General features: G+C 65.2%; 21 protein-coding genes. 13 read left to right on the top strand and 8 right to left on the bottom strand.

The genetic code is table 11. The features are described 5' to 3' along the window. Nucleotides 1-17: 17 nt before the first annotated feature. Nucleotides 18-1,250, bottom strand: a complete 1,233-nt coding sequence (locus AB0L58_RS22320) for an MFS transporter (protein WP_364389385.1) — start codon at nucleotides 1,248-1,250, stop codon at nucleotides 18-20. A gap of 75 nt (nucleotides 1,251-1,325) precedes the next feature. Here AB0L58_RS22320 and AB0L58_RS22315 point away from each other — a divergent pair, with 75 nt between their 5' ends. Further along, the gene (locus tag AB0L58_RS22315; RefSeq protein WP_364389384.1) at nucleotides 1,326-2,174 is read left to right on the top strand and encodes a TetR/AcrR family transcriptional regulator; all 849 of its coding nucleotides are present in this window, start codon (nucleotides 1,326-1,328) and stop codon (nucleotides 2,172-2,174) included. Nucleotides 2,175-2,369: 195 nt separating this feature from the next. Here the strand turns inward: AB0L58_RS22315 and AB0L58_RS22310 are convergent, their stop codons facing one another. Further along, nucleotides 2,370-4,199, bottom strand: a complete 1,830-nt coding sequence (locus AB0L58_RS22310; RefSeq protein ID WP_364389383.1) for an acyl-CoA dehydrogenase — start codon at nucleotides 4,197-4,199, stop codon at nucleotides 2,370-2,372. A 388-nt stretch (nucleotides 4,200-4,587) separates the two neighbouring features. On the opposite strand from AB0L58_RS22310, the gene urtA reads away from it, so the two are divergent. From urtA to AB0L58_RS22280, 6 genes are all read left to right on the top strand, one after another. Then, nucleotides 4,588-5,868: an urea ABC transporter substrate-binding protein gene (urtA, locus tag AB0L58_RS22305; RefSeq protein ID WP_364389382.1), complete on the top strand. Its 1,281-nt coding sequence runs from the start codon at nucleotides 4,588-4,590 to the stop codon at nucleotides 5,866-5,868. 72 nt (nucleotides 5,869-5,940) lie between these two features. Next, nucleotides 5,941-6,825, top strand: coding sequence for an urea ABC transporter permease subunit UrtB (gene urtB / locus AB0L58_RS22300; protein WP_364389381.1), 885 nt, complete (start codon nucleotides 5,941-5,943; stop codon nucleotides 6,823-6,825). Beyond that, nucleotides 6,822-7,970, top strand: coding sequence for an urea ABC transporter permease subunit UrtC (urtC, locus tag AB0L58_RS22295; RefSeq protein ID WP_364389380.1), 1,149 nt, complete (start codon nucleotides 6,822-6,824; stop codon nucleotides 7,968-7,970). Before urtB ends, urtC begins: the two co-directional genes overlap by 4 nt. Continuing rightward, entirely contained in the window at nucleotides 7,967-8,809 is an 843-nt protein-coding gene (urtD, locus tag AB0L58_RS22290; RefSeq protein WP_364389379.1) for an urea ABC transporter ATP-binding protein UrtD, read from the top strand. Before urtC ends, urtD begins: the two co-directional genes overlap by 4 nt. Continuing rightward, complete coding sequence (gene urtE / locus AB0L58_RS22285) at nucleotides 8,802-9,494, top strand: urea ABC transporter ATP-binding subunit UrtE (RefSeq protein ID WP_364389378.1); 693 nt, start codon at nucleotides 8,802-8,804, stop codon at nucleotides 9,492-9,494. Before urtD ends, urtE begins: the two co-directional genes overlap by 8 nt. A gap of 10 nt (nucleotides 9,495-9,504) precedes the next feature. After that, complete coding sequence (locus AB0L58_RS22280) at nucleotides 9,505-10,209, top strand: GntR family transcriptional regulator (protein ID WP_364389376.1); 705 nt, start codon at nucleotides 9,505-9,507, stop codon at nucleotides 10,207-10,209. An 85-nt stretch (nucleotides 10,210-10,294) separates the two neighbouring features. On the opposite strand, the gene AB0L58_RS22275 is transcribed toward AB0L58_RS22280, so the two are convergent. Further along, nucleotides 10,295-11,179 (bottom strand): nuclease-related domain-containing protein, encoded by an 885-nt coding sequence (locus AB0L58_RS22275; protein WP_364389375.1) that lies wholly within the window; start codon nucleotides 11,177-11,179, stop codon nucleotides 10,295-10,297. Nucleotides 11,180-11,532: 353 nt separating this feature from the next. Between AB0L58_RS22275 and AB0L58_RS22270 the strand changes: the two genes are divergently transcribed. Beyond that, on the top strand, nucleotides 11,533-12,066 hold the full coding sequence (locus tag AB0L58_RS22270; RefSeq protein WP_364389608.1) for a carboxymuconolactone decarboxylase family protein: 534 nt from the start codon (nucleotides 11,533-11,535) through the stop codon (nucleotides 12,064-12,066). A gap of 76 nt (nucleotides 12,067-12,142) precedes the next feature. Here AB0L58_RS22270 and AB0L58_RS22265 read toward each other — a convergent pair whose 3' ends face one another. Next, a complete protein-coding gene (locus tag AB0L58_RS22265) occupies nucleotides 12,143-12,910 on the bottom strand; it encodes a TetR/AcrR family transcriptional regulator C-terminal domain-containing protein (protein ID WP_364389374.1) in 768 nt (255 codons plus the stop codon). 145 nt (nucleotides 12,911-13,055) lie between these two features. Here AB0L58_RS22265 and AB0L58_RS22260 point away from each other — a divergent pair, with 145 nt between their 5' ends. Continuing rightward, entirely contained in the window at nucleotides 13,056-13,433 is a 378-nt protein-coding gene (locus AB0L58_RS22260; RefSeq protein ID WP_364389372.1) for a VOC family protein, read from the top strand. Nucleotides 13,434-13,544: 111 nt separating this feature from the next. Here the strand turns inward: AB0L58_RS22260 and AB0L58_RS22255 are convergent, their stop codons facing one another. After that, a complete protein-coding gene (locus AB0L58_RS22255) occupies nucleotides 13,545-14,396 on the bottom strand; it encodes an SDR family oxidoreductase (RefSeq protein ID WP_364389371.1) in 852 nt (283 codons plus the stop codon). Nucleotides 14,397-14,495: 99 nt separating this feature from the next. Here AB0L58_RS22255 and AB0L58_RS22250 point away from each other — a divergent pair, with 99 nt between their 5' ends. Together AB0L58_RS22250 and AB0L58_RS22245 are read left to right on the top strand one after the other, a co-directional pair. After that, the gene (locus AB0L58_RS22250; protein ID WP_364389370.1) at nucleotides 14,496-14,894 is read left to right on the top strand and encodes a helix-turn-helix domain-containing protein; all 399 of its coding nucleotides are present in this window, start codon (nucleotides 14,496-14,498) and stop codon (nucleotides 14,892-14,894) included. Between the two features lie 103 nt (nucleotides 14,895-14,997). Continuing rightward, nucleotides 14,998-15,414, top strand: a complete 417-nt coding sequence (locus tag AB0L58_RS22245; protein ID WP_364389369.1) for a PPOX class F420-dependent oxidoreductase — start codon at nucleotides 14,998-15,000, stop codon at nucleotides 15,412-15,414. Nucleotides 15,415-15,416: 2 nt separating this feature from the next. On the opposite strand, the gene AB0L58_RS22240 is transcribed toward AB0L58_RS22245, so the two are convergent. Both AB0L58_RS22240 and lpdA read right to left on the bottom strand, forming a co-directional pair. Further along, nucleotides 15,417-16,118, bottom strand: a complete 702-nt coding sequence (locus AB0L58_RS22240; RefSeq protein WP_364389367.1) for a polysaccharide deacetylase family protein — start codon at nucleotides 16,116-16,118, stop codon at nucleotides 15,417-15,419. A gap of 69 nt (nucleotides 16,119-16,187) precedes the next feature. Beyond that, nucleotides 16,188-17,588: a dihydrolipoyl dehydrogenase gene (lpdA, locus tag AB0L58_RS22235; RefSeq protein ID WP_364389365.1), complete on the bottom strand. Its 1,401-nt coding sequence runs from the start codon at nucleotides 17,586-17,588 to the stop codon at nucleotides 16,188-16,190. A gap of 301 nt (nucleotides 17,589-17,889) precedes the next feature. Between lpdA and AB0L58_RS22230 the strand changes: the two genes are divergently transcribed. Continuing rightward, on the top strand, nucleotides 17,890-18,231 hold the full coding sequence (locus tag AB0L58_RS22230) for an MmcQ/YjbR family DNA-binding protein (protein WP_364389606.1): 342 nt from the start codon (nucleotides 17,890-17,892) through the stop codon (nucleotides 18,229-18,231). Between the two features lie 6 nt (nucleotides 18,232-18,237). Here the strand turns inward: AB0L58_RS22230 and AB0L58_RS22225 are convergent, their stop codons facing one another. Continuing rightward, nucleotides 18,238-19,212, bottom strand: coding sequence for a membrane dipeptidase (locus AB0L58_RS22225; protein ID WP_364389364.1), 975 nt, complete (start codon nucleotides 19,210-19,212; stop codon nucleotides 18,238-18,240). Between the two features lie 170 nt (nucleotides 19,213-19,382). Between AB0L58_RS22225 and AB0L58_RS22220 the strand changes: the two genes are divergently transcribed. Beyond that, on the top strand, nucleotides 19,383-21,440 hold the full coding sequence (locus AB0L58_RS22220) for a prolyl oligopeptidase family serine peptidase (RefSeq protein ID WP_364389362.1): 2,058 nt from the start codon (nucleotides 19,383-19,385) through the stop codon (nucleotides 21,438-21,440). The last annotated feature ends 68 nt before the right edge of the window (nucleotides 21,441-21,508 follow it).

Below are 21,508 nucleotides of genomic sequence, written 5' to 3'. Positions count from 1 at the left end.
GATGGTTCGCTATTCGGCTACACGGGCAGCGTGGACCGCTGGATCCGCACCCCGAACAGCGTCAGGCCGAGCGCCGCGACCAGCAGGATGGCCAGCGTCCACGCCAGCACCGAAAAGCCGTGTGGCGCGGCAGTCGCGGCCACCAGCGGTCCGGCGGTGGCACCGACATAGAAGCTGAACATGGCGACCGAGGATGCGGCCGCACGCGCCTCACCACCCAACTCCCCCGCGGTCTGCAGGACCGCGGGCGCGATGACACCGAGCCCACCGACCAACACGGCGAGCAAGATGGTCAGCACCGCGAGGTGGGTTCCCTCGAAGGTGGCGATCACCATGGCGGTCGCGGCGATCAGCACGCCGAGCACCATCTGACCCGGCTTGGTCAGCCGCGAGAGCGGGATGGCCAGCAGCGGCAGTGCGAACATCACCGGCAGCGCACCCGCACGCAGTGCGAGCAGTTCGCCGGAACCCTTGACCAGACCGGTGATTTCGATCCCGGTGTACACCCCGACCATCACGGCCATGGCGAGCGCGCCCGCCGCCAGCATCGGCAGCAGCGCCTTGATCCGCAGCACCGCGGGGATCGCGGCGTAGCTGTGCGCGAGCGGCTTGTCGCGACCGGTGGGTGCGTCGTCGAGCATGACCGCGCGCAGGACGAAGGCGAGCGCCAGGAAGGCGACGGCCGAGCCGATGAACATGGTGCGCCACGGGAATGCGGCGACGACGGCCTGCGCGGCGATCTGGGCCAGCACGGTCGCGGCCAGGAAGGAGGTGGCCACCGACATGGTCACCACCGCCCGATGCGCAGGTGTGATGCGGGTGGCGATATAGGCCATGATCGCGGGCGGGATCGAACCGACGACCAGGCCCTGCGCGACGCGCAGGCCGACCGCGATCGGCGCACTGAACGATAGACCGGTCAATAGTGTTACCACCGCGGCGACGATCATGCCGGTGACCAGTACCCGGCGGTGGCCGTAGCGATCCGACAGCGGGCCGAACAGCACGAAGCCGCCCGCATAGCCGAAGGCGAAGGCGCTGATAATCCAGGTCATCACCCCCGCGCCCACATTCCAGTCCGCCTTCATGGCGGTGAACAGGGGAATCGGTATGTACATCTGGCCGGTGGCCAGCAGTGCGGACAGCACGAAAACAGGGAGGGTACGCCCGGTGTGCGCGCGTGGTGACGCGCTACGAGTACGTGCCCGAGCCGGGAAACCGGTGGGAAGCTGAAGAGTCGGCGTTGCCATGTGGACGAAGTTAGGCCCGTTGCCCGACTATTGTCAACCAAATAGTTGGTTTAATAAGATGGTAAAGTCGCGGTCATGACGGTCACGATGAAACGCAGCGACGCGACCAAGCAAGCACTGCTGCGCGCCGCCCGCGACGAATTCGCCGAATACGGCCTGGCCGGCGCGCGGGTGGACCGGATCGCGGAGGCGGCCGGGGTGAACAAGGAGCGCATCTACGGCCTGTTCGGCAGCAAGGACAAGCTCTTCGACGTCATCCTGATCGACACCATGCGCGAATTCATGGACGTGGTCCAACCCTTGGCCGAGACCGAACCCGGCGAGTATGTGGGCAAACTGTTCGACTACCACCGCGAAAATCCGCAGCTGCTAAGGCTTTTGCTCTGGGAGGGGTTGCACCGCGGCACCGACGCCCACGATATCGATGGCTGGCGCGCCCAGCACTACGTGCGGAAATTCGACCGCGCCAAGGAGCAGTTCGATGTCGACGCCAGCCACGCGGGCCGATTGCTGCTCGCCCTGTGCGGCCTGTCCAACTGGAACCTCGCGGTCCCGCAGACCACCCGCCTGCTGCTCGGCGCCGATGCCGAGAACCAGGAGGCGACCCGGGAATTCATGATGGAATTCGCCAGGGCGGCGCTGCGCACGGACAAATCGATCCCGCACCGCGAGCCGGTCAACGAGTTGACCACCGAACCGGTGCGCGGGATCGACGACGCCACCGCGGTCGAGGCGCCGACCGATCCGGTAGACCGCGCCGCCCAACGCCTGCGCGCCGCCCAAGCCGCGGCCGACGCGGCCCGCGCCGAACTCGCCACCGCGCTGCGCGATGCACACGCGGAAGGCACGAGCGCCAATCAACTCGCCCGGCAGGTGTCGGGGACGTTGTCCCGCCCCGTCGTCCTGAAACTGCTCGCGCCCTAGCGACCGACGCGGCGGTATCCTCCGGCGGACATGGGTTCCGCCGGATCGAGAGGGATGCACATCTGGCCGCAGGCCAAGGCCGCGGCGGGATGAGCCGATCGCGCGGCACGCGCTGAATCGCCGGTCGCGCCGCGACGACGACCGCCGGAATCGGCTGTCTATCGGTCGATTCCGGCGGCCGCCGACGTCCGGCGTTCAGAAGGACGCTTCGTCCAGCTCCATGATGTCGACATCGATCGCGGCGAGAATGTTGTTCACCGCGGTCAATTCCGGCAGCGCGTTCTTCGCGAAGAAGCTTGCGACGGCGACCTTTCCGGAATAGAACGCTCGATCCTTCTCCGGTGCTTCGGCGGCCAGTGCGGCGGCCGCGATCTCGGCCTGCACCAGCAGTCGCCAGCCGATGAGTAGATCGCCGACCGCGAGCAGGAAGCGCACCGAACCGAGCCCGACCTTGTACAGCTCCTTCGGATCCTGTTGGGACGCCATCAGATACCCGGTCAGCGTGGCCGCCATTGCCTGCACATCGGCGACCGCGGTGGCCAGTAGCGTCCGCTCGGCTTCGAAGCGACCGGTCCGCGCGGCCAAGAAGGCGGTGATCTGCCCGGTGACGTGAGCGAGCGCCGCACCCTTGTCGCGAATGATCTTGCGGAAGAAGAAATCCTGCGCCTGGATCGCCGTGGTGCCTTCGTAGAGCGAGTCGATCTTCGCATCACGGATGTACTGCTCGATCGGGTAGTCCTGCAGATAGCCCGAACCACCCAGCGTCTGCAGCGATTCGGTCAGGTACTGGTAGGCCCGCTCGGAACCGACACCCTTGACGATCGGCAGCAGCAGATCGTCGACCCGATGCGCCAATTCCGCGTCCGCCCCCGAAACCAGCTGCGCCACATCGGCATTCTGATGGGCGGCGGTGTAGAGGTAGACCGCGCGCAGACCTTCGGCGTAGGCCTTCTGCAGCGCCAGCGAACGCCGCACATCCGGGTGGTGGGTAGTGGTGACGCGCGGGGCCGCCTTATCCGCCATCTGCGTCAGGTCCGCACCCTGCACGCGCTGCTTGGCATAGTCGAGCGCGTTGAGATATCCGGCGGACAGCGTGCCTGCGGACTTGATGCCGACTACCATGCGGGCGTTCTCGATCACCTGGAACATCTGGGCGATACCGTTGTGCACCTCGCCGACCAGCCAGCCCTTGGCGGGCACATCGGTCGCGCCGAAGGTCAGCTCACAGGTGGGCGAGGACTTCAGCCCCATCTTGTGCTCGACGCCGGTCACGTAGACGCCATTGCGGTCGCCCAGCTCCAGCGTCTCGTGATCGAACAGGAATTTCGGCACGTAGAACAGTGACAGCCCCTTGGTGCCCGCACCGGCACCCTCCGGACGAGCCAGCACCAGGTGGAAGACGTTCTCAGCGGTCTCGCCGACATCGCCGCCGGAGATGAAGCGCTTGACGCCCTCGATGTGCCAGGAACCGTCCTCCTGCCTGATCGCCTTGGTGCGGCCCGCGCCGACATCGGAACCGGCATCGGGCTCGGTCAGCACCATGGTGCCCGCCCAGCCGCGGTCGTAACCCTTTGTGGCCCACTGCTTCTGCTGTTCGGTGCCGACATTGAACAGCACCGAGGACATCACCGGGCCCATATTGAAGAAACTCGCCGCCGGGTTCGCGCAGGTGAGCATCTCGTTGATCGACCAGATCACCGCGGCGGGCGCGGGCGTGCCGCCCATCCCCTCCGGCATGCCGAGCCGGCTCCAGTCGGCCTCGTTCACCGCCCGCACGGTCTTGCGTAGCGGCTCCGGCACCGAAATCGAGAAGGTGGCCGGGTCGTAGACCACCGGATCGCGGTCGGCCGCGGCGAAGGATTCCGCCACCGGCCCCTCGGCCAGCCGCTTCACCTCGGCCAGGATCTCCCGCACGGTTTCCGAATCAAGATCGCCATAGGCACCCGTATCCAGGAGCTTGTCCAGTCCCAACACCTCGAACAGGTTGAACTCGATATCCCTGACGTTCGCCTTGTAGTGACCCACCCGGTCCTCCTCGACTCACGCCTCCGCAACCCGGCGGCCGCGGGATCGGCGTTTTGACGTTGTACAAAAGGAGCCTGCCGCACCGCCGTCTTGCTACGCAACCGTAGCCAGGCCGGGACCTCACAACGGTTTACCGAGCGATTACCGCAAACGTTCACACGGCGGAAACGTGCGCAACGGACTCGTCACCGAGAGATATTCCGGCGCAACAACTCCTGTCTAACGTTCGCACCACGAATACAGCCGTTGTATACAACTCGGTCTACAGGCCCTTTCGAGCGACCTGCAAGCAGTCGCTACGGGAGCGTGACCGGGGCAAAGGCGGGCGTATTCGGCGCGGCGCACGCAGCGCCGCCGAACACCTGATGAGGAAGAAGGGTCGCGCCCCATGCCAGAATCCCGTGATATCCGTCGATCGCGTTCCCGCCGCATAAGCAAGGTGCTGGTCGCGCCGACAGCCGTCGCACTCACCGGCCTGTTGCTGACCGGCTGCGGCGCCAAGGATGACGCCGCGAGCAGCGGGTCCAACGCCTCGTCCTGCGTCGATACCTCGAAGGACTCGATCAAGATCGGCTCACTGCACTCGCTGTCGGGCACCATGGCGATCTCCGAAGTCACCGTTGCCAACTCGACCAAGCTGGCCGTGGACCAGATCAATGCCGCGGGTGGCGTGCTAGGCAAGAAGCTCGACCTGGTACTCGAGGATGGCGCCTCGGATCCGAAGACCTTCGCGGAGAAGGCCGAGAAGCTGATCAGCTCCGACTGTGTCGCAGCGGTATTCGGTGGCTGGACCTCGTCGAGCCGCAAGGCGATGAAGCCTAAGTTCGAGAGCCTGAACTCGCTGCTCTACTACCCGGTCCAGTACGAGGGCCTCGAGGACAGCAAGAACATCTTCTACACCGGTGCGACCACCAACCAGCAGATTCTGCCCGCGCTGGATTATCTGAAACAGAAGGGCATCAAGTCCCTGTACCTGGTCGGTTCGGACTATGTCTTCCCACAGACCGCCAACCGGGAAATCAAGGCCTATGCGGCGGCGAACGGCATCGAGATCAAGGGGGAGGACTACACCCCGCTGGGCTCCACCGATTTCTCCACCATCGTGAACAAGGTCCGCAATGCCAAGGCGGGTGCGGTATTCAACACCCTCAACGGCGACTCGAATGTGGCCTTCTTCCGCGAATACACCAACGCCGGCCTGAAAGCCGCTGATATGCCGGTGGTTTCGGTATCCATCGCCGAGGAAGAGGTCGCCGGTATCGGCGCGCAGAATATCGCCGGACAGCTGACGGCGTGGAACTACTACCAGACGGTCGACACCCCGGTGAACAAGAAGTTCGTCGCGGACTACAAGGCCGCATTCGGCGCCGACAAGCCGACCTCGGACCCGATGGAGGCGGCCTACGCCTCGGTCTACCTCTGGAAGAACACCGTCGAAAAGGCGAAGTCGTTCAAGGTGGCCGATATTCAGGCCGCGGCCGACGGCGTGACCTTCGATGCCCCGGAGGGGCTGGTCACCATCAACGGCGCCAACCACCACATCACCAAAACCGCTCGCATCGGCGAAATCCGCCCGGACGGCCTGATCTACACGGTGTGGGACTCGGGCAAGGCCGTGACACCGGACCCGTACCTGACGTCCTACGAGTGGGCCAAGGGCCTCAAGTAGTCGACTAGTGCCGGGTGCGGACTCGATGAGGGCGGAGCCCGCACCCGGCCGACCCCGTTAGGAATCCAAAATATGGACGTGTTGATCGGCCAGCTCTTCACCGGGCTGAGTCTGGGATCCATTCTTCTGCTTGCGGCGCTGGGCCTTTCGCTGACCTTCGGTCAGATGGGCGTGATCAACATGGCGCACGGCGAATTCATCATGGCCGGGTGCTACACGACTTATGTTGTGCAGAAGGTCATCTCGTCGGCCGGGGTGTCGCTGGTCGTTTCCTTGCTCATCGGCTTTCTGGTCGGCGGCCTGCTCGGCGCGGCCCTGGAAATGGGTCTGATCCGGTGGATGTACGACCGGCCGCTGGACACCCTGCTCGTCACCTTCGGCGTCGGCCTCGTGCTGCAACAGGCCGCGCGCGACATCTTCGGTGCGCCCGCCAAGAACGTGCTCGCCCCCGATTGGCTGAGCGGCGGAATCACCATTCTCGGTGCCGTAGTGCCGAAGACCCGCATCTTCATTCTTGTGCTCGCGGTCGTCGCGGTGACCGCGCTGGCCACCGTGCTCAAGACCACTCCGCTCGGCCGGCGTATCCGGGCGGTCGTGCAGAACCGGGGTCTGGCCGAGACCAGTGGTGTGTCCAGCCGGATCACCGATATCAGCACCTTCTTCATCGGCTCCGGCCTGGCCGGGGTCGCGGGCGTGGCGCTGACCCTGATCGGCTCGACCAGCCCGACGATCGGGCAGAGCTATCTGATCGATGCCTTCCTGGTCGTCGTGATCGGCGGGCTCGGCCAGATCAAGGGCACGGTGATCGCGGCCTTCGCACTGGGCCTGCTGAATTCGTATATCGAGTATTCGACAACGGCCTCGATCGCGAAGGTGATCGTCTTCGTCATCATCGTCATTTTCCTGCAGGTTCGGCCGCAGGGGCTATTCACCGTTCGAACCAGGAGTCTGGCATGACCACACTCGGACAACGTTGGCGCGCACATCCTTCCGTGACCGCGTGGGGCGGCTTCGTGGTCGCCGCGATTCTGCTGTTCGCGGTCGCACCCGCCCTGCTCAGCGATTTCCGGCTCAATCTGCTCGCAAAATTCCTGTGCTTCGCGATCGTGGCGGCGGGCATCGGATTGGCTTGGGGCCGTGGCGGCATGCTGACGCTCGGTCAAGGCGTGTTCTTCGGTATCGGCGCCTACATCATGGCGATGCATCTGCAGATGGCCGATGCGGCTCGGCTGCACAATGAGGTGCCGGAGTTCATGGAGATTGCCGGTATTCGTGAATTGCCGTCGTTCTGGCGGCCGTTCGCATCGGCTCCGGTCGCCCTGATCGGCATTCTGGTGCTGCCCGGACTGATCGCGGCGGCACTCGGGTACGGCGTATTCAAGCGCCGGGTCAAGGGCACGTATTTCGCGATTCTGAGCCAGGCCCTGGCCGCGGCGCTCGCGATTCTGCTGACCGGACAGCAGAAGATCGGCGGCTTCACCGGACTGTCGGACTTCCGCGCCTTCTTCGGCTTCAAACTCTCGGATCCGGTCAACCGACAGATGCTGTTCTTCATCGCGGCGGGCATCCTGCTATTGGTGGTCGCCGCGGTGCGCCAGCTCATGCACAGCCGCTACGGCGAATTGCTTGTCGCCGTGCGCGATCAGGAGGAGCGAGTGCGTTTCCTCGGCTACGATCCGGCCAATATCAAGATCGTGGCCTATGTCGTCGCGGCATTCTTCGCGGGCATCGCCGGTGCGCTGTTCACGCCGATCGTCGGCATCATCTCACCCGCCGATATCGGTGTCGTGCCGTCCATCGCATTCATTATCGGTGTCGCGATCGGCGGACGGACCACACTGCTCGGGCCGATACTCGGCGCGATCGGCGTCGCCTGGGCGCAGACGGCGCTCTCGGAGGAGTTCCCGTCCAGCTGGACCTATCTGCAGGGTGTGCTGTTCATCGTGGTCGTCGGCTTCATTCCGGCGGGTCTTGCCGGGGTCTGGCCGATGTTGAAGGGGTTGCTGGACAGTAAGTCTCGTAAGACCGCCGCGCACGCTCCGGTGGTGGTGGCGGAAACGCTGCCCGAAGTCGTGACCGAGGAGAAGGTGGAATCCCGATGAACGCACACGACCCGAAGCCGGGCGGCAATGCGGGCATGTCGAGCGAGTACCTCGAAATCCGAGGTCTCTCGGTAAGCTTCGATGGGTTCAAGGCCGTGTCCGATGTGGATCTCACCGTGCTGCAGGGTGATCTGCGGTTCTTGATCGGACCGAATGGCGCCGGGAAGACCACTCTCATCGATGCGATCACCGGCCTGGTGCCCGCGACCGGATCAGCGCAGAAGTCCGGTGTCGAATTTCTCGGCAAGAAGGTGCACCAGATCGCCAGGCTCGGCATCGGCCGAACCTTCCAGACCGCAAGCGTTTTCGAGCAACTCAGCGTGCTGCAGAATCTCGATATCGCGGCGGGCGCGGGGCGTTCGGCATTGACGCTGCTGCGCCGTCGCAGGTCGGTATTGCCGAGTATCGAAGAGGCACTGGAGATCACCGGTCTCGGTGCGCTGCGCGATAAACCCGCCGGAGTATTGGCGCACGGGCAGAAACAGTGGTTGGAGATCGGCATGCTGCTGGTCCAGAACGCCTCGGTGCTGCTGCTCGACGAACCGGTGGCGGGTATGAGCGCCGAGGAGCGCGAGGAGACCGGCAAGCTGTTGCGGCGCATCGGCGGTGAACGCATTGTCGTGGTGGTCGAGCACGATATGGATTTCATGCGGTCCTTCGCGACCTCGGTGACGGTGCTGGCCGCTGGCAAGGTACTCAGCGAGGGCACCGTCGAACACGTACAGGCCGATCCGAAGGTGCAGGAGGTCTACCTCGGCACCGCCGCGGCCATCGGCACCGAACTCGAAGACGCGCAGACCGCGCGCGAGCTGACCGCAAAGGAGTCCGCCGATGCTTGAGCTAGTCGACATCCACTCGGGTTATGGCCGGACCGAGGTGATCCACGGCGTCTCGATCACCGTTCCGGACGACAGCGTGGTCGCGGTCATGGGCCACAACGGCGCGGGTAAGACCACGCTGCTGCGCACGGCCGTCGGTCTGATCGGCACCAAATCCGGCCGGATCAACTTCAACGGTGAGGCCATCACCAAGATGTCGCCGTCACGTCGGGTCAACCGCGGTATCGCCTATGTGCCGCAGGGTCAGCAGAGTTTTCCACAGCTGACCACCGCCGAGAATCTGCAGGTCGTCGCCGATGGCCGCAAACGCGGCAAAGCCTTGATCGATGAATCGCTCGACCTGTTTCCGGCACTGCGCGAACTGCTGAACCGCAAGGCGGGCTTGCTATCCGGCGGTCAGCGTCAGCAATTGGCGATTGCCAGGGCACTGATCACCGAGCCGAAGCTGCTCATTCTCGATGAGCCGACGGAGGGCATCCAGCCTTCCGTGGTCGCCGAAATCGAGCGCACCATTATCGATCTGACCGGTCGCGGCGGACTCAGTGTGCTGCTGGTGGAACAGCACATCGGTTTCGCACTGCAAGCGGCGCAACGCTATTACGTCCTGCGGTCCGGGCAGGTGACGTCCACGGGCGAGGGCGGGGCGGGCGCGGAGACCTCGGTTCGCTCGGCGATGGCGATCTGAGCTGGCCGCCATGACGCGCAGAGGGCGGGTTCCGCTCAGCGAGCGAGTGTACGAATCGCTGCGGCGGGACCTGGCCACCGGGGCGATCGTGCCCACCGAACGGCTCGGCGAGGAGCGCCTGGCCGAGATCTACGGGGTTTCGCGCACGCCCGTGCGGGAGGCGCTCGCCCGGCTACAGGCAGACGGACTGGTGGAGCGGCACGCCGATGGGCTGTATCCGTATCGACCGCGCCTGGCGGAGCTGGACAATCTGTACGAGTTGCGGATTGTTCTGGAAACCAGGGGAATTCAGCGGGTGACCGGTACCGTCGGCGAACCGGCACCGGCGCACGATGCGGCGCTGGTCCGTGCGGAACTCGAGATCTGGCGCGGGTTCCGCGACAACCCACCCGAGCCGGGACCCGCACTGGTCGCCGCGGACGAACAGTTCCACACGACGCTGCTCGCGGCGGCGGGCAATGCGGCGCTGGCGGACGCACTGACCGGCGTCTACGTCCGGGTGCGGCCGGTCCGCACCCTGGACCTGCCGACACCGGAGCGCATCGCCACCATGACCGCCGAGCACATCGCTATCGCCGAACAGTTGCTCGGCGGTGCTCCCGATGCCGCACTGCGCACCCTCACCGCACACATCGCCAGCTCGCGCGCGCACGTACTCGCGCGCGCTCAGCAGGCAATCGAGTTCACGAAACTCTCACGTGCCGTAAGGGATTGACGCGTGACCCGGTTCGACCGAACCGGGTCGGAAGGCCGGCCACCGGCCATGCCGACGCGAACACCGACGGCGGGCCCCTCCGGCATCAGCAGTTCTGCTGGAGGGGCCAGCACTCGATCGGGTGGTACGGCGGCGGCGAGGGCGTCACGCTCCTCGTCGAGGTGTCCGGTTCGCGGGCCGGCTGGGCCGAATCGTGGGCGAGCGAACTCGCGATCACGACGAGGATCACGACCATGCCGATCAGGGCGACCGCGAAGACCGCCCACCCCGCCGCCGTCTGCCGCCTGCTCGGCGGCAGCGGCGCGGGGATGGCGTGCCGGCGCATCTCACGCGCCGACAGTGACGGCGCTTTGGGCTGCACCTCGTCGAAGCCGTCGGCGAGCAATTCGGCGCGGGCGGGCTTTTCGGTGACGCCGAGCGCAGCGCAGGCGGCGAGGACCCGATCCGCGGTCCAGCTGCGCGGTCCGGCGGAGAAACCCTCGAGGTAGATACGGAGTTCGGTCGTGTCGCGGGCATTCGCGACGACGATGTCCATGCCGGGGCGCAGGTTGGTCCGGGCCGGCCGCACCGCGACCCCACGGAACGGTAGGAGTACGACGGCGCCGCAGATGTGGCCGGGATCGATGAGCGACCGCTCCAGCCGGGTCTTCACCGCATGCACGCTGTGTTCCAGCTGGTCTACGGGGTCACCGGAGATCTCCTCGTCCAGATCGGCGGGCTCCGCGCTGATCGTCCACGGACCGTCGCCCGGAAGGCTCAGAATCCCGCTCTGCCGGCGGCGGAAGCCCTTGATATCGATCACGGTGATGCCGCGCGGGGTGAGGACGACCGCGTCGACCCGACGAGAGCCGTTTTCGCCGATCTCCATGCCGACCAATGCGACACCGGTCGTCGGATACGACCGCAGGCATTCGACGAACTCCTGTTCGGCCCCGGAGAGATTCGTTCCGGTCTTCATCTTCACCAGCATCGCGTATTCCCTGCCTCATCCGGTTCGCCCCGGCGTCCCACCATCCACCGCGCCGGTACTGATGATGACCCGCCGTCGCCGCGAAGACCACCGGAAAGCCAAGAAGACCAGCACAATCCAGCTATACGGAACCAGCCAGTCGGATCTATTTCGGCTGCCGCCATCCCCTAGCGGCACCCCTAGCCGTGATCAGGACTCAGCGGAGCAGCCGAGGTCTCACGACCACGCATCGCACAACTCGCTACCGTCGCCCCGCCGATCGCGGACCTACCCGCTAGTACGCTCGGATTCGGTCCGACAGGACGGATCCCGCCACCGGCGGCGGACAAGGAGGCACAGGCATGGTTTCGGCGCTGCAACCACGCATTTCACCCGGTCGGCTCCGCGAGCTCGGTCCGATCAACTGGGTTGTCTGGCAGATACTTTCGCGTGCGGCGGGGACCGACGACGCTCATCTGTTCAGCACCCTCGGCCGCACCAAGGGACTGTTCCGCGGCTGGCTGCACTTCTCCGGACGATTGATGCCGGGCGGCCGTCTGCCCAGGCATGAATCCGAGCTGGTCATCCTGCGCGTCGCCGAGCTGCGCGACTGCGCTTACGAAATGGACCATCACATTCGGCTCGGCAGGCGGGCGGGCATCACGCCGGAGATTCTGGACCGGGTTCGCACCGGCCCCACCACCGACGGATGGTCGGATAAACATCGCGCGCTGCTCACCGCCGTCGATCAGCTGGTCGAAACCCGCGATATCGACGACACCACCTGGACCGCCCTTGCCCAGCACTACGACGAGCGCAGCCTGATCGAAATCGTGCTGCTCATCAATCAATACGAGGGGTTGGCCGCGACCATCACCGCCCTGCGAATCCAGCGCGACGGCGTCTGACCGAGGTCGGGTGTCTTCCTTGCCGCGCGACATCCGGAACTACGGAGTCGGCACCGGCAAGCAGCAGTCCGGCGGCTCAGCGGTTTTCGATGAGGTGCGCCAGACCGTCCAGCACTCGCGCCAGCCCGAATTCGTAGGCATGGTCGGCGCTGTAGGCGGAATCGTGCGCCCGCCCCGCGACCGCGCCGATGCGCGCGGCGAGCGGATAGCGCTCGGCGTCGAAGAACTGAGCCAGTAGCGGGGCGGCGCGCTCCCACCATTGCCGGTCGGACATGGCGCTGTCGGCGGCGGCGCGTGCGGTGTCGATGGCAATGCGAGCCACCGAAGTGACGAAACCGAGGACGTAGGTGACGGCGGCGTCCATCTCGAGATCGTCGAGGCCGAGTCCGTCGAATGCGCGCAGTTCGTGCTCGTACTTGGCGGCGACGCCGGGGCCGAGCGGCGGCCGGGTGGTGGGCAGGTAGGCGACCCACGGGTGGCGGACCAGCATGGCGCGGTTCTCGGCGGCGATCGTCGCGACGCGATCGCGCCAGGGCAGACCGCGCAGGTCGGCACGCGGCGTCGCCCGGTAGACCGCATCGAGCATGAGGTCGACGAGTTCCGCCTTACCCGGCACATATGTATACGTAGCCATCGGCGTCAGGCCCAGCTTGGTGGCGACTGCCCGCATGGTGAGCGCGCCGATCCCATCCGCATCCGCGATCTCGATGGCCGCCGCGACCACGGCACCCACACTGCTGCGCTGCTTCGGTCCACGCACCGATGCGGCGGGCACGCGCCACAGCAGTTCCAAGGTCCGCACGGGATCGCCCGCGCTGCTGCGGTCCCGTGACTGCTCGGCCATGCCGCCTCCTCGTATCGCGAGATCCTCTGCGCGAAAGCTGATCGTATCGGCGTGATCCACACAACAGTGCGGCCACCCGGGAATTTCTCTACAAAGTACATCGTACTAAGTATAATATTTGAGACCCGACCCCGAGGAGGACCTTGTGAATATCACCGCTTCCGCCGTCTCGCTCAATGTCGCCGACCCGCAGGCCTCGGCGAAGTTCGCCATCGACCACCTCGGCTTCACCGAGCAGATGTCGGCCGACGGTTTCGTCTCGGTCGCTCGCCCCGATGCCGGTTTCACCCTGTGCTACCTGCGCACCGGTCTCGACAGCTTCAAGCCGAAAGACAAAGCGGGCAGTGCGGGCGAGGGCCTCCTGGTCGCCTTCGTCGTGGACGATATCGATACCGAGTACGAACGGCTCCAGCGCGCGGGCGTGCCGATCGTCACCCCGATCGAAACCGAGCCCTGGGGCGAGCGCTACTTCCAGACGGCCGATCCGAACGGCATCATCCTGCAACTGGTGCAGTGGGTCTAGCGGTTCGATGGGCAGTGTCGACTGGTCATGCGACCTCGACTATTCCGTTGACACACAACGGGCTCGCACGCCGCAGCAATCGCCGGCGGCGTGCGAGCCCCTTCGAGCGCGTCAGGAGAGGGCGGCGCGGAAGACGTCGACCGCGGCCGTGGCGGGGCGGCCGAGCAGTTTCTGGAGGTCGCCGGAGTCCACATCGAGGATGCCGTCACCGATTCCGGCGTCCGCATCGGCGAGCACCGCGGCATAGGTGCCGGGCAGTCCGGCCTGCTCGAGCGCCGCGCTGTAATCCTCCTCGGACAGGTTCTCATAGCGCACGGGCTTGCCCGATGCCTGCGAAATCACCTGGGCGAGTTCGGCATAGGTGAGACGCTCATCACCGCCGAGCTCATAGGTCCGACCTGCGTGACCATCGGTGCTCAACACCTTGGCGGCCGCCTCGGCGTAGTCGGCGCGCGCGGCACCGGCGACCCGACCCGCACCCGCGGCACCGCGCAGCACGCCGGATTCGACCGTATGCCCGAGCGCACCGAAGTAGTTCTCCCAGTACCAGCCGTTGCGCAGGAGGGTATGCGGGACAGTCGATTCCGCGAGCACCTCCTCGGTGCCCCGGTGCTCCTGAGCCAGGATGAGCGGGTTCTCGGTGGCACGCGGAATGCTGGTGTAGGCGATCAGTTGCACGCCCGCTCGCTCCGCGGCCCGAATTACGTTGGTGTGCTGAGCGACTCGCGCACCGAATTCGTTGCCGGAAATCAGCAGCACCCGGTCGACACCGGCCAAGGCGCGGTCGAGCGCTTCCGCGTCGTCGTAGGAGGCCTGCCGGACCTCGACACCCCGCTCGGCCAGATCGGCGACCTTCTGCGGATCACGCACGATCGCGACCACCGGCGTGGTCCCCTCGCGCAACAGCGCCTCGACAACGAGACGGCCCAACTGCCCACCAGCACCGGTTACGGCGACGGTCATGACTACCTCCATGGTTGTATACGTTCCATCAAGTACTAACTATTCGTAAGCACTATGCATTCCGTAGCCACTTCGGTCAAGTTGAGTACTATCGGTTCCATGACCACTCAGCGCACGCCGTTGGTGGATACCGACGATCCGACGCTGGAAGCCGATGTATTCGCCCGAAACTGCACGTCACGACCGGTGCTTCAGAATGTGAGCAGCCGCTGGGGCATCCTCGCCCTGGTCGCGCTGCGCGAAGGCCCGTACCGGTTCAGCGCCCTGCGCCGTCGCGTCGACGGCGTCAGCGAGCGCATGCTCTCGCAAACCCTGCAGGCCCTGGAGCGCGACGGCATGGTGCATCGCGAGGTCCAGGAGACCATCCCGCCACGAGTCGAATACACCCTCACCGACCTCGGCGCCCTGGTCGCCGAACGCCTGGAAGATCTCATCCAGACCGTCGAAACCAATATGCCCCGCGTCCGCGAGGCCCAAGCCGCTTACCACCGCGACTGAATCGGCCGGTCGAGCACCGTGCGATCTCGGCCACTGCATGGTGATCATCTGACCAGGTGCGCGGGCGGGGAAGGTCGAGGGGCGCGCACGGGTTGGTGTGGATATGGAGATTTCCTCGGCTGTCGATTTTGCGCGGAGTACCAAGCGGTCGGTGCTCACCACGATTCGGCGTAATGGTCGTCCGCAGCTGTCCAATGTGCTGCATGTGGTGGGTGACGATGGGATCATCCGGATCTCCATCACTGCCGACCGGGCCAAGTACCACAATCTGGTGCGCGATCCGTGGGCCGCCATCCACGTCACCCGCGACGACTTCTTCGCCTACGCCGTCATCGAGGGCACGGTCGACCTCACCCCGGTCGCCGCCGATCCGAGTGACGCCACCGTCGACGAACTCGTCGCCTACTACCGAGCGGGCGCGGGCGAGCACCCCGACTGGGCCGAATACCGCAAGGCGATGGTCACCGACCGTCGCGCCCTCGTCCGCCTGACCCCGACCCACGCCTACGGCATGCTCTGACCTCAGTGCTTCAGCAGATCCGACACCGTGACGAATTGGTAGCCGACGGAACGAAGTTCGCCGACTACGCGCGGGATGGCGGCGAGGGATTCGTGCCACCGGCCCATGACGTGCAGTAGGACAATCGAGCCCGGCCGCACCTCGGCGACGGTCTCGGCGACGATGGCGTCGGCGCTCGCCTGTTTGCCCGAGTCGGGCTCCACATCCCAGGTGATCGTCGTGCGGTCGTGGTCGGAGAGGTACTTCGGGAGGGCCCAGAGTTTCTTGCCGTAGGGCGGGCGGAAGGTGATCGGACCCTCGTAGCCGGTTTTCGCGATCTCCGCGTCGGTTCGTTCGATCTCGTCGCGGACGGTGTCGCCGGAGACGAACACCATGCGTCGATGGTCGTAGGTGTGATTGCCGATTTCGTGACCGGCCTGCGCGATGGCCCTGCCGTATTCCGGATGCGCGGCCAGATCCCGGCCCATGAGATAGAAGGTGGCCGGAATCCCCACTTCGGCAAGGACTTTCAGCACTTCGGGCGCTTTGTCGGTCGGCCCGTCGTCCAGTGTCAATGCGACCACCTTGTCGGTCGTACCGACCCGATTCACCAACCGCCCCGCCAGTTGGAATGTGCGCGAGTTCATCAGGTAATAGCCGCTGATCACCAGCGCCGACACCACCACAAGGACCAACGCGCTACCGATCGACCACTTGCGTCGCATAATTCGATTCTAATGAAAAACGGTGGTGCCCAGACCTTTCGGCCCGAACACCACCGCCTTCGATACGGATCAGAAGTTGATCATGTGGCCCGCGAGGCCGTGGAACGCCTCCTGGAGGGCTTCGCTCAACGTCGGGTGGGTGTGGACGTTGCGGGTCAGCTCGTTGACGGTCAGGTCCCACTTCTGGGCCAGCGTCAGCTCCGGCAGCAGTTCGGAGACGTCCGGACCGATGAGGTGGCCGCCGAGCAGTTCGCCGTACTTGGCATCGGCGACGAGCTTGACGAAGCCGGTCGGATCACCGAGGCCGTGCGCCTTGCCGTTGGCGGTGAACGGGAAGGTGGCGACCTTCACGTCGTAGCCTTCATCCCTGGCCTGCTGCTCGGTGAGACCGAAGCTGGCGACCTGCGGCTGGCAGAAGGTGGCGCGCGGCATCATCCGGTAGTCGCCGAGGGTGACCGTCGGCGCACCGGCGATGGTCTCGGCGGCGACGACGCCCTGGGCCTCCGCGACGTGGGCGAGCTGCAGCTTGGCGGTCACGTCACCGATGGCGTAGATGTGCGGCACATTGGTGCGCATATTGTCGTCGATGACGATGGCACCGCGCTCCAGCGCGACACCGGTGTTCTCCAGGCCGTAGCCCTCGACCCGAGGCGCGAAGCCGACGGCCTGCAGCACCTTGTCGACGGTGACCGTCTCCAGGTTGCCGGTCTTGTTGTCCTTGATCGACACGGTGACCTTCGAACCGTCGTCGTCGATGGTCTGCACGGCCGCACTGGTGGTGATGGTGATGCCGAGCTTCTTGTACTGCTTGGTGATCTCCTTGGAGACGTCGACGTCCTCGTTCGGCAGCGCACGGTCCAGGAACTCCACGATGCGCACGTCGACGCCGTAGTTCTTCAGGACGTAGCCGAACTCCATGCCGATCGCGCCCGCACCGACGATGAGGATCGAACCGGGCAGGTCGCGGGTGAGGATCTGCTCCTCGTAGGTCACCACATTCGCGCTGAGCGAGGTGCCCGGCAGCAGCTTGGTGACGGTGCCAGTGGCGATGATGACATTGCTGAAGGTGATCGTCTCGGTGCCGCCGCTGGAGAGCGCGACCGAGAGGGTGTTCGCGTCGGTGAAGGTGCCCGTACCGTCGAACTCGTCGATCTTGTTCTTCTTCATCAAGAAGTGGACGCCCTTGACCCGGCCGTCGGCGACCTTGCGGCTGCGGTCGAATGCGACGCCGAAGTCGAAGCTCACCTCGCCGGAGATGCCGAAGGTCTTGGCTTCCTTGGTGAAGATGTGCGCCAGTTCCGCATTGCGCAGCAGCGCCTTGGAAGGGATGCAGCCCACATTGAGGCAGACACCACCCCAATACTTCTGCTCGACGATCGCGGTACGGAGGCCAAGTTGTGCCGCGCGGATGGCGGCGACATAACCGCCAGGACCGGCACCGAGAACGACAACGTCGTAATGGGAAGTCACGTCGTCGAGCCTAACTCCGCCGAGCAAACTTCACCCACCGTCCCCCTGCAACTATGAGACGCGCGCCACATGGCAGCGCGGCTTTTCGGCGCCGAGGGAGCCGCGCAAGGCCGAGATACCTCGACTGGCGGCGGCGACGCCAACTGTTGTGAACTAAACCCCTCGCGCCGCCAACAGCACTGATAGCTATCAGCCATTTATCGCGTCGGTGCGCAGACCAGGCCGAATCGTCGTTGCGGTGAACATTATTTACACGACGGCGACCGTGGCCGATTCGGCTCGGCTGACCATAATTGGTCCGGTGGTGACCTCCGATGACGTGCGGCGAATCGCACTGGGCCTGCCGCGAACGACCGAGGCGCTGGTGCGGGATCGGGTCAAGTTCCGAGTGGGCCGAATCGTGTACCTGGCGCTGTCCAGGGACGAGACCCGCATGGGTTTCGCCTTTCCCAAGCAGGAACGGGCGGCGCTGGTCGCGGGTGAACCGGACAAGTTCCTGATGCCGCTGCCGAGAGACGAGCGGTACAACTGGGTCCGGGTGCGGCTCGACGCCATCGACCGGGCGGAGTTGGCGGAACTGGTCATCGAGGCGTGGCGCATGGTCGTCCCCAAGCGCGTCGCCACCGAGCACCTCGGCGACTGAGCACGGCTAGTCCCGCCAGACCTGCGGTGCGACCCGAGCGAAGTTGCCACCGAATACCGCCGCCCGGTCGGCCGCGCTGAATCCGCGATCGGCGAGTGCCGCATCCAGCCCGGGTAACTCGTTGAGCCCCAGTAGATCCTCCGGCGGCACCCATTGCAGTGGCCCCCACTTCGTATACGCGTCGGAAAACGCCCCAGGATCCTGGGTGAGCATGTCGTTGAAATCCTCGGCATCGAAGGAGTAGTCCGATCCGATGCCGATATGTTCGATCCCGACGAGTTCCGCACCGTATTCGATATGCGCCGCCATTGCCGCCACGCGCTCGGCCCGCCCATCGATCGCGTTCTGACCCAGGAAGATTCCCACGCCATTGATACCGATAACGCCGCCGGTCCGGGCACAGGCCAGCGCCTGTTCATCGGTGATATTGCGTGGATGCGCCCACAATGCCGCGAAATTGGAATGGCTGTAGATCATCGGCACCTCGGTACATTCGGCCAGGTCCAGTCCGGTGCGCCGAGAGCAGTGCGAACCGTCGACGAATATGCCGACCTCGTTCTGTTTGCGCACCAGATCTCGCCCGTAGGCGGTGAGTCCGGTGTCGTCGGTATCCAAACAGCCGCAACCGGCCGCGTTGGCGTGATTGTAGGTCGGCAGCATCGAGCGAACGCCCAGTTCGTAGAACATCTCGAGGTTATCCGGATCACCGCCCAGCGGCCCCGAATCCTCCAGGTCGAAGGCCAGTGAAATGGTATCGGCGGCACCGATATCGGCGAACCGCTCGACCAGCCGGAACCGACCGTCGCCCAGCGCATCCCGGCGGAACTTGTGCAGCAGCGCCAGCGAATCCGCGGTCGACTGCCGCGAATACCCGACGTTCACCGATAAATACGACCCGAGCGGATAACGCGCCAGCTCGGCGATCCTGGCGGAATGCAGTAATGGCAGACAGCAGTGCTGCTCCCAGAGAAACTGTGGCAAGCCCGGCCACCTTCCGCTCGGATCGGTATCGGAGCAGCGATCCTACTGAGCCGACCGGTACGTATGTCACACCTTGACCAGATGTCGGGCAACCGGTAACGATGCGCCCGAATTGCCCGATTCCTGGAGTGATATCTCACCTTTAATAGCCTCTCGGCAACAATGTGGACATGACGGGCGTTGAGCAGACTGTGACCGATCCTTACCTGTGGCTCGAAGAAGTAACCGATGAGCGGGCCCTCGACTTCGCCCGCGCGCACAACGAGGTGGTCGTCGAGCGGTTCGCCAGCTCCGATCGGTTCACCGAACTCGAGCGCCGCATCCTGGACATGCTCGACACCGATACCAAGATCGCCTACCCGGGCCGGCGCGGCCGCTGGCTCTACAACTTCTGGCGCGATGCCGAACATCCGCGCGGGCTGTGGCGGCGCACCACCTTCGCCGAATACGCCAAGGAATCGCCGGACTGGGATGTGCTGATCGACCTGGACGCGCTCGGCACCGTGGAGGGCGAGAACTGGGTGTGGGGCGGTGCCGCGGTACTGCGGCCGGAACAGTCGCGCGCGCTGATCAGCTTGTCCCGCGGCGGGGCCGATGCCAAGGTCGTGCGCGAATTCGATATCGAAACAAGGGAATTCATCGATCCAGCGGACGGCGGCTACTTCCTGCCCGAGGCGAAATCCGAGATGCGCTGGATCGATATCGACTCGGTGTACGTAGGCACCGATTTCGGTCCGGATTCGCTCACCGATTCCGGCTACCCGCGCATCGCGAAGCGCTGGCGGCGCGGCACTCCGGTCGACGAGGCCGAAACGGTGTTCGAGGGCGAGGCAGGCGATGTCGCGGTCTCGGCCGGATATGACCGGACACCCGGCTATGAACGGCATTTCGTGGGTCGCGCCACCGACTTCTTCAACGAAGAGGTGTACCTGCTCGAAAGCGACGGCAGTCTGCGGCACCTCGAAACACCCACCGACGCCAGCGAATCCTGGTACAAGGATTGGTTCCTGGTGCGGCTCAAGTCGCCGTGGGAAATCGGGGACAAGACCTATCCCGCCGGTGCACTGCTGGCCATCGACTTCGAGAAATTCCTTTCCGGGGCACGGGAATTCGAGGTGATCTTCACTCCGGACGAGCACACCTCGCTGCACGGCTACGGCTGGACCGAGAACCACCTGCTGCTGATCACCCTCGAGGATGTGCAGACCAAGCTCTACATCCTCACGCCCGGTCCGGACGGCTGGCGCAAGGAGCCGCTCGCCGATACCCCGCCGATGGCGACGACCAGCGTGATGAATCTGGACCCGCTCGAGGGCGGCGACGAATTCATGCTGACCACAAGCGGATTCACCAATCCCGCCACACTGCTCGCCAGCGCGGTCGGCGGCCGGACCGAACAACTCAAACAGGAACCCGGCTTCTTCGACGCGGACGGCATCGAAACCGAGCAGTTCTTCGCGCGCTCCGATGACGGAACCATGGTGCCGTACTTCGTTATCCGCCACCGCGACCGCAAGGACTCCCCCGGCCCGACGGTGATGTCCGGCTACGGCGGCTTCGAGGTATCGCGCACCCCCGCCTACAGCGGCGCATCCGGCATGGGCTGGCTGGAACGCGGCGGCACCTGGGTAATGACCAATATCCGCGGCGGCGGCGAATACGGCCCGCAGTGGCATACCTCGGTGCAGAAGGCCAACCGGCACAAGGTCTATGAGGACTTCTCCTCGATCGCCAAGGACCTGGTGGCGCGCGGCATCACCACACATGACCAACTGGGTGCGGTCGGCGGCAGCAATGGCGGCCTGCTCATGGGCGTCATGCTGACCCGCTATCCGGAACTTTTCGGCGCCATCGTCTGCCAGGTCCCGCTGCTCGACATGCAGCGGTATCACCTGCTGCTGGCCGGTGCGTCCTGGATGGCCGAATACGGCGATCCGGATAAGCCCGAGGAGTGGGAGTACATCAGCAAGTACTCGCCCTACCAGCACGTGCGCGCCGACGCGTCGTACCCGCCGATCCTGCTGACCACCTCCACCCGCGACGATCGGGTCCACCCCGGCCACGCCCGCAAGACGGCGGCGCGACTGGAGGAACAGGGCCACACCGTCTGGTACCACGAAAATATCGAGGGTGGCCACGGTGGCGCGGCCGATAACAAGCAGTCGGCATTCCAGGCCGGACTCATCTACGAGTTCTTCACCCAGATGCTGATCGAACGGTCCGCATAACCACGTCCACGTCCAACCGGCCCGGTGCACCCCACTCAGGATGTACCGGGCCGACTTCTTGCACCAGC

Origin of the sequence: Nocardia sp. NPDC052112, assembly GCF_040680135.1 — a bacterium.
In the GTDB taxonomy this organism is placed as follows: domain Bacteria; phylum Actinomycetota; class Actinomycetes; order Mycobacteriales; family Mycobacteriaceae; genus Nocardia.
Note: the sequence above shows the minus strand (reverse complement) of the source record. Positions and strands in the feature narration are given on the sequence as shown.